This is a genomic window from Rhodanobacter sp. A1T4 (genome assembly GCF_014207185.1).
GTDB lineage: Bacteria > Pseudomonadota > Gammaproteobacteria > Xanthomonadales > Rhodanobacteraceae > Rhodanobacter.
Genome location: NZ_JACHCP010000008.1, coordinates 139,881 through 153,704 on the forward strand (window position 1 = coordinate 139,881; position 13,824 = coordinate 153,704).

Genomic DNA, 13,824 nt, shown 5'->3' on the forward strand with positions numbered 1-13,824 from the left:
TTGTGCGGCAGCGGCACCGGCAGTCGGGCAGGTCGAGCCCAGTGTCGATGTGCCGCCAGGCGTCGCTGCGTCGTGCGTAGACGTGAGCGTCAATGGTCACCAAGCGCTGTCTTACGATTGCCTCAATCGTCAATTGATGTCGGCGGACAACAGATCGCCGACCCGTCAAGCGAGCGAACTCGACGCCGTGACACGCGAACCGAGTAATCGCCAGGTCGGGCAGTTTAATTTTTCCGCACTGAGCAACCGGATGGGAAATCATCTCGGCCATTCAGTGACACCACAGCGACCACCACCAGCGCCGCCGCCAACAACGTTGTTTGGTTTTCCGATTGGCGTTCACTAGACGTGAATGCTGACTTCCTATTGCCACAAATTCGCTCATGGCGCGACGTCATGCGAAACCGGTGTGAAACGAAAACGACAGTGCACATTAAATTTTGATGACATGGTTCAGTCGGTGTCGCAGACATCGGTCTAACCGCCGAAGGCTTGGCTTTGTGTTGTGCGACATACACCAGGGGATATGTTCTCGTGATTCAACCGATCGGTTCAGGCAAACGTCTACGTCCATCGTCGCGCACGATGAGCGCCAGACATCCCTTGGCGTCCGCGATCGCATCGGTCCTCTCGCTGGCAGCCATGCAGGCACATGCCAGCGGACCGCCGGTACTCAGTCAAGCATGGTTAGCGCAGCAGCAAGGGCAAACAACGGCGCAAACAGCGGTCAATACCGTACCCGGGTCGACCATTCAGGGGCTAGCGGCGCAGACACCAGCGCAACTGCTGCAGCAAAAGGCGGTGCAACAGTCGCTGGCTAACCTCAATAATGCCGCCCAGGCCGTCGCCGCTCAGATAGCGATCCAGCAAGCAGCACAACAGGCTGCGCAGAAACTGAGTTCGCCGGTGCCTAATGGATTGGTCAAGGGTGGCCTGCAGGTGGCCGCCGCCGCGGCCACGGATCCAACGCTATGGCAGAACGCCAACGCGCCGACGCAATCCACGGCCAATGGGCAGGTGACCGTACAGGTCAAGCAGACCGCGCAGAAAGCGATCCTGACCTGGGACAGCTTCAACGTCGGTCGCAATACCACGCTCTATTTCAATCAAAGCGGCGGCAACCAGACCAACGGCTCCAACAACAATTGGATCGTGCTGAACCGCATCGTCGATCCCAGCGGCGTGCCCAGTCAGATCTTCGGTCAGATCAAGGCCGAAGGCACGGTCTATCTGCTCAATCGCAACGGCATCCTGTTCGGTGCCGGCAGCCAGGTGAATACGCAGTCGCTGATCGCCAGTTCGCTGGATCTTTTCAGCAGCGACCTTGCCACCAGCAACAGCGAATTTCTCAGTGGAGGCATCAACGCCATTTCGAACGCTACACCTTTCCTGGTCAACGGCGTTTTCACCGACGGCAAGAACCACGATGTGGTGGTGCAGAATGGCGCCTCCATCACCGGCGGCACGCAAGGTTTTGTGCTGCTGGCCGCGCCCAACGTCTCCAATGCCGGCAGCATCGTCGACGACCAGGGGCAGGTGATCCTGGCGGCGGGCGCAGAATTCGTAAACTTGAATGCGACCAAGACCACGCTGCCGTTGTCCGTGGTGCCCTCGGGGCCTGGGAGCCTGGCAACGATCTCGAGCTACCCGGAAGGCACCGCCACGAATACCGGCCTGCTGCAATCACGCCGCGGCGAAGTGGAAATGGACGGCTATAACGTGACCCAGGATGGCGTTGCACTGGCCTCCACCAGCCTCAACTATCCGGGCAGCATCGTTCTGAACGCCCAGGATGATTACTATGGCCAAGAATATCCTCGTAGCGGCACGCTGTTACTCGGCCCCAACTCCATCACTGCGGTATTGCCGGAAGAAGATGGCGCGACCACCACGTCCACCGCCGCGGCTACCGCCGCCTTCACCCGCAGCAGCCTCACCCTCAGCGGCAATATCATTGACTTCCAGTCTGGCTCGCTGCTGGAAGCGCCTGATGCCATTCTCACCATCAATGCCAAGGACGATCTCACTAATGGCTACACCGATCCGCTGGGTGGCCGCGTCTATGTCGACAATGGCGCGGTCATCGATGTCTCGGGGCTGGCCAATGTCGAATTGCCGATCTCGGCGCTACTGGTCACCATTCCACTGGTGGGCCAGAACGAGCTGGCCAACTCGCCCCTGCTGCGCGATAGCTTCCTCTACCATACCGAAAACCTCACGGTAGACAGCACCCAAAGCGGTACCACGGTCAACGGCCTCGCCTGGATAGGCAGCTCTGTCCTCAATCTTTCCGGCTATGTCGACGATGTACCGCGCACCGTCAACCAGCTGATGACCAATGGCGGCACCATCAACTTCAACGGTACCCAGGTCATCGTGCGCAGCGGCGCCGAACTGAACCTGGATGGCGGTTACGTTGCCTATCAGCCCGGCTGGATCACCACGCCCAATCTGCTGGCCTCCGATGGTCGCGTCTACAATATCGCCGACGCCGATCCCAATCTGGACTATGTGGGTTTCGCCGGCGAATACGATGTTATCGACAACCGCTGGGGCGTCAGCACCAACTTCAGCAATCCTTTGTTGACGGGCGCCACGCGCTGGGACAACGGCTTTGCCCAAGGCGGCAACGCCGGCACGCTCAATATCACGACGGGCTATGCCCTGACGCTGGATGGACAGATCAGCGCGCAGGCGTTTGCTGGCCGCAATCAGGTAGTACAGGGCGCGCAGCCCAACGGCGGCATGCTGGATATCAGCGTGGTCAATGGGACGAACACGGCTGGTCAGGCACTTGGGCTCAACATCCTGCTGCAGCAATCGGTAGCGCCGATTGAGCAGATCGACCCAGGCTTCCAGGTCGATACGCCGTGGTCGGTCGTGCTTGGCAACGACGATCTCGCCGGCACCAACCCATATGACCTGTCGCGCTGGGTGCCGGTCTCGGCCAATCTGGTGCAGCAGGGGGGCTTCAGCACGCTAGACCTAAGTTCCACTTCGAACGCTACTAACACTAGCGGCCCCTCAGTGGGCATCGGTGGCGAGATTCTGGAGCAGGCTGGCACCGTGCTCAGCGTGCGGCCGGGGGGGGCGGTTCAGCTTGCGGCAAACGCCATCACCATCCTGGGTGAAATCAGCGCACCCTCGGGCGCGATCACCTTGACGGGATCGGGTCAAGGTTACTTTGTCGATCCGACCAGCCTTGCTGGCACGCTCGTGCCCGGCGACATCACCATTGCCAGCGGCGCGGTGCTGAGTACCGACGGGCTATGGATCAACGATGCGCACGCTTCGGCCGGCAATTACATCGGCGATAGCTACATCAACGGCGGCAGCATCAGTCTCATTCAGGACCAATCTGATATCGCGTTTCGGGACCAACCTAGCAGTCCTGCAGTTCAAACCGATGAAACCGGTGCGATCGTGCTGCAGTCCGGCAGCCTGCTCGACGCATCGAGCGGCGGCTATGTCAATAGCACCGGTCAGTTGCAGTTGACCAATGGTGTACCCGATGGCAGTGGCGGCAGTATCAGTCTCATCGACTACGCCGATCAGGGGGGGCGTAGCTTCAACGCCGGAGATTCGTTCCTGCCTGCATCCCTCGGGCGGAGCAGCAAGCTTGTGCTGGACGGCAGCTTGCGCGCCTACGGTTTCAGCGGCGGTGGCACGCTCAGCTTGCAGGCCATCGATGTCCAGATCGGTGGCAATGCCAACGATCTGGCGCTGAGCAATGGCCTGTATCTGTCGCCCTCTTTCTTTGCGGGCCAGGGTTTCGACAACTACGCGATTACGTCATTGACCGACGCCAATATCGCGCCCGGCGCGATGGTGCAGATCAGCCGTGACAATCTGCTGCCCAATGTCAGTGCGCTGCTGGCCGCGCCCACCGGCACAGACATCTATGGCGAGAGTGTGTCGACCGATAGCGCCTATGTCAGCGTAGGACAGTTGGCGCCCTATCTGCGTTATCTCTCCCGCGACGCCAACGGCTCTGGCTTCTCATTGAACGCGGGCCTGTATCTGAATTACGAAACAAGCGGTGGTGTGAGGGTCCCCGCGATGTATTCCGGTGTCACCGGCGCGCTGACGATGGGCAATGGGGCGGTGATTTCCGCCGATGCGGCAGCCAACATCATGCTGGCGGGGGCTGCGTCCACCACAGTGGACGGCACGATTGATGCGCCTGGCGGCACCATCAATATCACTACTACGCCAGTGTCCGAGGATCCCAACGTGCCGCAGGTGTGGCTGGGATCGAATGCGGTCCTGAATACTGCCGGGATATCCCTGATCGATCCCCTGGCGGCGGTCGTGCCCGGCGACAATCAGGGCCTCGGACTGGCGACGCGTTATATCCCTCGCACCGGTCTGGTGCTGGACGGCGGCAGTGTCAGCCTGACCTCTGCCCAGGGCTATGTGGTTACCCAGCAGGGCAGTCTGATCGATGTGTCGGGCGGCGCCGATGTCTATGACCTGCCTGTCGCCAATGGCGCGTTCAACGCCGAAACCAGCTATGTACCCACGCCGGTATGGAGCGATGCCGGTTCGATCGTGCTGGGCGCTGGAACAGGTTTGTACGCGGATGGCAGCCTCTTGGCGCAGGCGGGTAGTTCCAGGGCCGAAGGCGGAAGTTTGCAAATCGTTGGTATGGGGGGGGCGCCGACCGACTATCAACCGATTGCCGCCACGGCCATCGTGTTGCAGCAATCTGGTCTGCTACTGCCCGGCTCTGGCCTGCAGCCGAGTGGCGAGATAGCGGGGACTGCCAATGCCGGCGTGCTGTATTTCGCGCTGGATCACCTGGATGGTTCGGGCATTACCAGCCTCAGCCTTGGTCCCAATGTTTTGGCGGGAGCAGCCATCAACAATGGCAATTTCTATTCCGTTGTACCAATCGGCTTTGCCGGCAATATCGCTCTCTCGCTGGGTAAAGGCTTTGAAGCGTATGCGTCGACATTTACCGCGTTACCAGCGGGCAGCAAGAACCTGTCCAACGTCAGCACCAGTGCCTACAACTCGGGCGATGGCACGGTACAGATCAGCGCGCCCTATGTAGAAGTTACCGGCCTTATAGGCGTAACGGTGGCCGAACACAGCCCGGTGGCGGGTGACGGCACCTTGGACATCCACGCCGATTTCATGGATCTTGGCGGTCAGATCAATTTGCAGGGCTGGGCCAACAGCAACCTCGCCGCCAGCAACGCCATCCGCTTCTACGAACCCATCGACCTTGAATACGCCAACGCCAGCGTGTTTCCCGGTTCCCTCTTCAGCACCGGCAACATCACCTTGCAGGCGGCCGAGCTTTACCCGGTCACCAATTACGCCTTCGCAATCGACGCCAACCCTTCGGGCCTGACCAACGCCCAGGGCCAGGCGCTCAGCACCACGCTTACCATCCTCGGCAACGGCACCGCCAGCGCACCGCTGTCGGCGGGCGGCAGCCTGTTGCTGGATGCGAACAACATCGTCCAGAACGGTACGGTCTGGGTGCCTTCCGGCGACCTCATCATTGGGGTACAGAACCCCAGTGCCACGCAGGCCGCCTTCGGCCTTGTTATTGACGGTCGGACGCTGGTCGCCACGCAAAGTGTCACGCTCGGCGCCGGCAGCCTCACGTCGGTGTCGCTCGATGGCGAAACGGTACCCTATGGCAGCACCACCGATGGCCTGGACTGGAACTATGCCGGCGCTCCCGGCTTTGCGGTTTCGCCACTGACCGCGCCGCCGCCCAAGTCCATCACCATTGCCGGTAACAACGTGTCGCTGAACAACGGCGCTACCATCGATATCAGTGGTGGTGGCACCTTGCAGGCATCGGAATGGGTGCCGGGCACGGGTGGCAGCGTCAACGTACTGACCCAATACGAAACCAGCTATGCCAACAGCACCGCCGGCGTGCAGGTGCCGCAATACGCCGACGGGCGGGCGATCTATGCGATCGTGCCTGGCTATAACGCACCGGTCAGCGCGCAGGATGCGGCCACGACCAACGCCCCGGATACAGGCGCCGGCCCGGCCGTAGGCGAATCGGTTTACCTGTCCGGCATCGCCGGCCTGGCTGCCGGCTATTACACCCTGCTGCCGGCCGGCTATGCGACCTTGCCGGGCGCCTACCGCGTGGTGCAGAACACCAGTTCGCAGAACAGCGTGCTGGGCCAGAATGCTGTGCTGCCCGATGGCACGCTAAGCATCACGGGTTATTTCGCGGATGCCCTGGACGGTGCGCATCAATCCACCAATACCACCTTCCTGGTGCAGTCGGCGCCGGTTTGGCAGCAGTACTCGCAGTACACCTTTACCAGCGCGGACAGCTACTTCACCAAGCAGGCCGCCGGCAACGGTACGGTCACGCCATCGCTGCCTGCCGATGGCGGGCATCTGGTGCTGAGCGCGACTCAGCAATTACAGTTGAACGCCACCCTGGATAATGCGCCCGCCAACGGTGGGCGCCCTGGCATGGTGGACATCGCGGCGCAGGCGATCCAGGTGACAGGGGCCGATTCCACATCACTGGGCAGCAACTATCTGCAGATCTCCGCCGATCAGTTGACTGCGCTGGGCGCGGGCAGCCTGATACTGGGCGGCACCCGTCAGCTCACCAGCGACGGTTACCAGCTCACCAGTATCGCCGACAGTGTGGTGTTGTCCAACGACAGCGCCGATCCGTTGCAAGGGCAGGAGATCCTGCTGGTCGTCAACGGCAATGGCGATCCGGGAGCGCAAGGCATCGTGCTGCAGCCGGGCAGTTACCTCGCTGCGACAGGGGCCGGCATACCCAATACCACGCCTCTGTTATTCGGCAGCGATGCGGGCACGAACAGCAGCGGCGCCAGTATTGCCGCCGTCAGCGGCAACGGTGCGCTGCTGCGTGTCTCGCAGAACGGCGTAGCCCCCATCACCCGCGATGATGTTTCAGGAACCACCCTGGGCAATCTCACCATTGAGGCGGGCGCCACCGTGCAGGGCGGCGGTTCGCTGACCATGGATACCACCGGCGCGACGAGTGTCGATCCGAACGCGATATTCACCGCACAGAATATCCAGGCCACCGCCAACCAGATCAGCTTTATCGGCAGCGGCGCGACGGCCGCCACTGGCGGCCTGGTGATCGGCCCAGACACCTTGAGCCTGTTCAACGATGCCAGCCAGGTCACCCTGAACAGTCGCGGCGCCATCGACTTTCTGGGCAATGTCAGCATCGATCTGCCGCAGACCCTCGACCTCAACGCCGATGCCTATGTCAGCGACGGCGGCACGGTCAGCATCAAGGCGGGCACCCTGGGTTTAGGCAATGCCGTCGGCACGGGAACCGTTGTGTCTGCAGCGGGCTCGGGCCAGTTGACGCTCAGCGCGAACGAGCTGGATTTCACCGCTGGCAACAGTGTCATACAGGGCTTTGCCAGCGTAACCGCCAATGCCGGCCAGGGCATCACCGGCCAAGGCAACGGTGGCATGGATTTCGGCGCTGCCAATGTCAGCTTCAACACACCGATCCTGCTGGCCGAAAGTGGCGCCGATACCGCGCTGACCACGACGGGAAGCTTCGCCGTCAACAGCGCCAACGGTAGTGGTACTGCGCTGACCGACAATAATCTGGGCGGGACGCTGGCGCTCAGCGGCGGCACGCTTACCCTGGGCACGCACGTGGATGCACTGGCGGGGAGAGTTGGTCTCACTGCCACCAGCGGCGACCTCACGCTTACCGGCGGCGCCAACGTCGACGCTGCTGGCGTGAATAAAACCTTTTACGACGTCACGAGCTATGCGGCGGGTGGCAACCTTGCGCTCACCTCGAACCAGGGTTCTGTGATCGTGGATTCCGGTGCGGTGTTGAATTTCGCTGGCGCGCCGCTGGGCGGCACGGCCGGCAGCCTCAGCATTGCCGCGGATAATCTCGCGACGCTGAATGGTACCTTTGAGGGTGGCGCTGTCAGCGGCTATCGGGGCGGCGATTTCAGCTTGAGTAGCGGCGGCGCGCTGGATCTGGATCGACTGGCGCAATTAACGCGCAGCGCGGGCACCACCGGCGGCATCTCCATCACCAGCGGTGCCGGCAACTTGCTGCTCTCCGCCGGCCAAAGCCTGGTGGCGCAGGATGTATACCTGACCGCCAATGGCGGCAGCGGTGCCATCAACGCCAATGCCGGCGTGGTGGATATCGAAGGCACGGTCAACGTCTCCGGCAACGCCGCCGGTGAAATCGAGCTGTATGGTCGCAATGGCGTCACCGTCAACGGCAGTTTGCTCGCTACCAGCAGCGTGCCGGGGCAATTCGGTGGCATCGTGGAGATCGGCACGATCGGTACGCCGGATGGCACGCTCAACACCACGTATGGCTACGAAAACGTGCAGCCGGGCAGTGCAGGCTGCATTACGTTCGGACCCAATGCGATCGTCAATGTTGCCGGCAGCTCCGCCAATGTGGGCGGCATAGTGAGCCTGCGCGCGCCGCTGCTGGCCAATGGCGATGTGCCGGTCACCTTCGCCAACAATGCAACGATCACTGGCGCCGACAATGTGTCCATCGTGCCGTATGCGGCGTGGAGCACGGATGACACCAGCTCCAATGCCGCCCAACATTTCGATGGCCTGATCGATCCTGCCGGCTGGTACGCAAGCTTAGTTCCCGGCGCCCCGGTGCAAATGGTTGCAGGCACCTGGTACAACGCGGCGGGCGGTACGCTGACGGCGCCCACCACGGCCGCAATGCTGCAAACCTATCTGAGCAACGACTACTTCGTGCCGGATGCAGTCAACGCCGCGCATCAGGACTTCTACGGCTATGCCGGCGGCAACGCCGGCGATCCGGGCACGCTGATGAGTTATGTGGAGCAGCCGGGTTACAGTTTCGGCAATCGCTACGCAGGCATTGCCAATCTGCAGATCAGCCCTGGCATCGAGCTGATCAATCCCGATGCGACCATCAACGGTGGCGACATCTCGGTACTTACCAATTGGAACCTGGGCGCCGGTATTATCGCAGCCGATGGCACGATCCAGCTAGCGTATCGCTATGGCGCCAATCCTGCCGTTTCTGCTTCGGGCACCGCGCCCACGCTGACGGTGCTAGCTCTGCACAACGTGAATATCGATGCCAGCGTCAGCGATGGTTTCTATCAGCAGAATGATGGGGCATCGACTGCGCTCGCCGTTCCAGAACCAACGGCAGGCGGAAGTAATTCCTTGTATGCCACGGATTTGCATTTGTATGACGCCACGATCAACTATCTGGAAAACGACAGTCTCGAAGTTCAGGACGGATACGAAACTTCTTATTATCTGTGGAATGGCGGAGTGACCTTTTTCTATAACCCAGTTACCCTCGGTATAAATCTTAATCCAAGTGACATAACGAATCTCAGCAGTCCCAATTTCTACGAACCGGTAACTGCTCCGCAGCCAAACCAATCCACGGCCTACTACGAAAACTACGAGACCTATATCCAGACCGTCGGCGCAGGTCAACCCGGAACCTGGTCGAATGCCTTCAACCAGGCGGATGTGGCCGCTTTCCTACCTTATAATCTGCAGAACCTGTCCTGGCCGCAGATCGGTGCTTATGCGAGCTACGCCGCCTATGTGACGGCCTATCAGCAATGGTTGACCGGCAACTTCAACAGCAGTAATGACGATGCCACCCTCAACCTTCCGTTTGCACAGATTCAGACTCCGGCGCCTCTGCTCTCGCCTCTGAATTCGGAGGCGGCCAGCAGTTACGCGCAGTATTCGACGGATTACGGCACTTATATCAATGGATACGACGCCTATTACAACTATGTCGTCTCCAATCTGGGCAATGGTAGCGGTAGTTCACAGTTCTTCTATGCGCCCTTCTCGCCCATAAGTGGCGCAATTCTCATCCCCCAGGCGGCAAACAACTCGCCGTCCAATATGCCAAGCCTGGGCAATCCGGTTTCGCTGGCTTCGGCCACCTTGCTGGGCGGATCAAGCAGCACGTACCAATGGGTCGCCGGCGCCAATTTCTCCAGTGCGAACCCGCTTTCCGTCGTCGCGAACACCAGCGCGGGCAATGTCAATCTCAACGGCGACTTCGCCGTGCAATACACCGCTGCTGGCGGCAACGGGCAAACGCTGGAATTCCCGACCGTGGTGCGCACCGGTACCGGCTCCATCGATATCGTGGCGGCAGGCGATATCGACTGGCAGGATTCCATGGCGCCTGCTGCGGTCTACACGGCGGGCGCACCAGCGACGGGAACCGCGGCAGGCACCGGGGTGACGGCAGTCGTCCCCTCTAACGATGGAGTCGTACCCGATTGGCTGGTCACTGGCCAGGTCAATCCCGCCAATGCGGGCAATGTTGTGCTGAGTGCCGGTGCCAATATCAATGGCATCGAGCAGGTCTACGACACCACCGGCAGCATCACCGGCACGGCGGGCACGTTTATCGGCCAGTTCTGGTGGCCGTGGCTGGAAACCGGCAACAGCGCCACCAGCTCGTCGATCAATTTCGCCAATTTCGATCAGGGTGTGATGAGCGTGGGCGGCAATGTCACTGTTACCGCCGGCGGCAATATCAGTGATCTTTCGGTCTCGCTGCCCACGACCTGGTACGCCAACGCGGCTGATACTGCGATCACCACCGTGGGCGGCGGTAATCTGACTGTCAGCGCGGGCGGCAACATTCTTAGCGGTAGCTACTTCGTCGCCAATGGAACAGGCAGCCTGTCCGCTGGCGGCTCGATCGGATCCGATTTTTCTTATGTGCTACCGAGTGGTAGTACGAGTCCCGCCGGATTTTCGATCAGCGGCGCAACACCTGTTTCCACCTTGCTTGCGTTGCAGAATGCGCAGTGGACCGTGCAAGCCCGCGACGGTGTGGATATCGCGGATATTCTCGATCCGTCCTATGCCTCTCCCGAGAATCTAAGCCCGGATGAGCAAAGCTACAGCGCCAGTTCGGCGGTCAAGGCGATAACCGCCTCCGGCAACCTCACGCTGGGCAGCCTCGCCTGGGAAGCCCAGGTACTGGGTGACAATGTGAGCGACACTGACCTCGGCGTACTGCCCTCGACGCTCGATTTCGCCGCGCTGAACGGGAATATCAATGTGCTCACGGCGGGCGGTCTGTATCCCTCCACCACCGGTAATCTGAGCCTGCTGGCTGCCGATTCGATCCAATTCACCGGGCAGAACTACGATATTGAGAGCAGCAGCGGCGGCAACCCGCGGAGCTTTGGCCTGATCGATGCGAATGCCTCAGTATTGCCTTCGCCGTTGCAGCCGCAAGGTTCCTCTGCTAATTACGCAAATGTATCCGCGCAGAGCTATCTGGACCAGGGAGCTGCCAGTTATTTATCGAGCGAGTTGCATCAAGCCGGACTGCATGACGCCGACACGACGCCGGTACGCATCTATGCGCTCAATGGCAGCATCACTGACGGCACGGCGGCACCCAATGGCATCCAGATGGACGAAGTGCTTATCGAGCCGGACAAGCCGGCGCTGGTCTACGCGGGCCAGGATATCGTCGATCTTTCGTTTATCGGCCAGCAAACGCATGCATCGGATATCACTCGGATCGCGGCGGGCGGCAGTATCTACGATACCGAATACAACCCCAATGTGTTGAGTGTTTTCACTCCTGCGGGCCTGAATTACCAGTTGCTACCTGTGCTTGAACTGAGTGGCGTAGGCACGCTGGATGTGGAGGCGGGCCACAATATCGGGCCGCTGACCAGCCAGGCCGATATTCTCAACGCAGGTGCCTTCGAGGGTTCAACCGGTATCGAAACCATTGGCAACGCGCTCAACCCCTATCTGCCGCAGGATGGCGCCAGCATCGATGTGTTGTTCGGTGTGGGGCCTGGCATCGAAACCAGCAACTTCCTTACCCAGTATCTGAGTAACCCCAATGGCGTGGATGGTTTCGGCAGCCTGCTGCCGGACCTGCTCACATTCACCGAACAGCAGGAAGACGGCAAGGCGGTCGATACCGGTTTCGCCCAGGATCAGCTCAACGTGGTGTTGACCACGTCGCAGGCCGAGTCCGCCTTCCAGCAATTGCCTACCTATGTACAACAGCAATTCGTGCAGCAGGAGTTCTTCAAGCTGCTGGCCGACGTAGGTGTGGATTACAACGACCCCAGCAGTCCCTACTACCATCAATACGTGCGCGGCTATGCCGCCATCTCCAGCCTGTTTCCCGCTTCGCTCGGCTACACCGACAATGGTACGGGCGTGGGCGGCCTCAATGGCGAAGCGCAAACGGTGGATACGGGCGATCTGGATATTCGCAGTTCCACCATCCAGACCCAGCAGGGCGGCAACATCAACATTCTGGGTCCGGGCGGGCAGGCCTTGATCGGCAGTGTCGATGCGCCACCCGTTATTACCAACTCCAGCGGTACTGTCGTCGCTGGCCCCAACAGCATGGGCGTGCTCACCCTGGAGCAGGGTGATGTAAATATCTTCACCGACCGCAGCCTGCTGCTGGCGCAAAGCCGCATCTTCACCGAGCAGGGCGGCAACATGGTGATCTGGAGCTCCAACGGCGACATCAATGCGGGCCAGGGTGCGAAAACCGTAGCGGTAGTACCGCCGCCCACGTACCTGTGCGACCTGGATGCTTTCTGCCTGATCGATGCCCAGGGCGAAGTCAGCGGTGCCGGTATTGCCACCTTGCAAACCATTCCGGGTGCAGCAGCGGGCAATGTTTACCTGGTCGCGCCGCGTGGCACGGTCGATGCCGGCGATGCGGGCATTCGTGTCTCCGGCAACATTTACGTGGCCGCTGCGCAAGTGCTGAACGCCGTCAACATCCAGGTGCAAGGCAGCAAGATTGGCGTGCCGGTAGCGCAGACGGTGAACATCAGCGGGCTGACCGCCGCCAGCGCCGCTGCTGGCGCGGTGAGCAAGGTGGCGCAGGACATGGTGAATCAGCAGCAGAACGATGCGCTCAGCAAATTGCCATCGATCATCTCGGTCGAGGTGCTTGGTTTCGGCGACAGCAGCTCAAGCATCATGGGTGGCGGCAGCGACTACGACCCAAACAGTCCTGTGCAAGTGCTTGGCGCGGGACATCTCAGCGATGCGCGCAAGCAATCGCTGACCGAAAGCGAACGTAAACGGCTCGCCGAATAGTCGTAGCCGTCGCTTTCACGGAAATCGACATCGAGGGAGGCGATGTGCTCCCTTCGCAGTGAACCGGTTCACAGCAATGGATTGAGGTGACTCACATTGAACCAGAGTGCGCTCCTGGAAACGCTCATCCAGCTTTCCAATTTCCGACAGTACGACAGGGCCGAGTCGGTGCTTGCCACCTGTGAAATGGAGCAGCTTCGTCAATTGCTTATCGTCTCGGATCGGGCTTTCAGCGCACGCCTGACGTATTCGCTGGAAAAGCAATGGCAACGCAGTCAGGACGCTGCATACAAAGGGAGGAAATCTCCATTGAAAGCCCTTGTCATCATTTTGAACACCTGGTGCGCCGAGGGCAGACGTAGCGCTGTTCGCTGCGTGCTGAGCGAAATGCAGGAGAGTGATCTTGCCGTATTGATGCAGCAGGCCAGTCTTGATCGCGAGATCTACTCCATGCTGCGCGAGTACATCATTCCGCAGTAGGCAAATCGCCAAAGCAATGCAAAGCATGCGCGCACGCCTCATTGGACGTGAGACGAGATTTATTTGGATAGATGCCGATACATATAACTCCCCGAAGGATTATAAAACAATATTGATTGAAAAACGTGAAATTAGTCATAAAAATAAAGTTTAATTTGAATATTCGTGCGAATGGTGCACGTTAAATATATTACTGAAAATATGACATGTCAGATTTGTTCTATAAAAAATAGTGTA

General features: G+C 60.1%; 2 protein-coding genes. Both read left to right on the forward strand.

Annotated elements, in window-relative coordinates:
* Positions 1-534 precede the first annotated feature (534 nt).
* Complete coding sequence (locus tag HDE80_RS16790; protein ID WP_184672810.1) at positions 535-13,107, forward strand: filamentous haemagglutinin family protein; 12,573 nt, start codon at positions 535-537, stop codon at positions 13,105-13,107.
* Positions 13,108-13,203: 96 nt separating this feature from the next.
* On the forward strand, positions 13,204-13,587 hold the full coding sequence (locus HDE80_RS16795; RefSeq protein ID WP_184672812.1) for a hypothetical protein: 384 nt from the start codon (positions 13,204-13,206) through the stop codon (positions 13,585-13,587).
* Positions 13,588-13,824 lie beyond the last annotated feature (237 nt).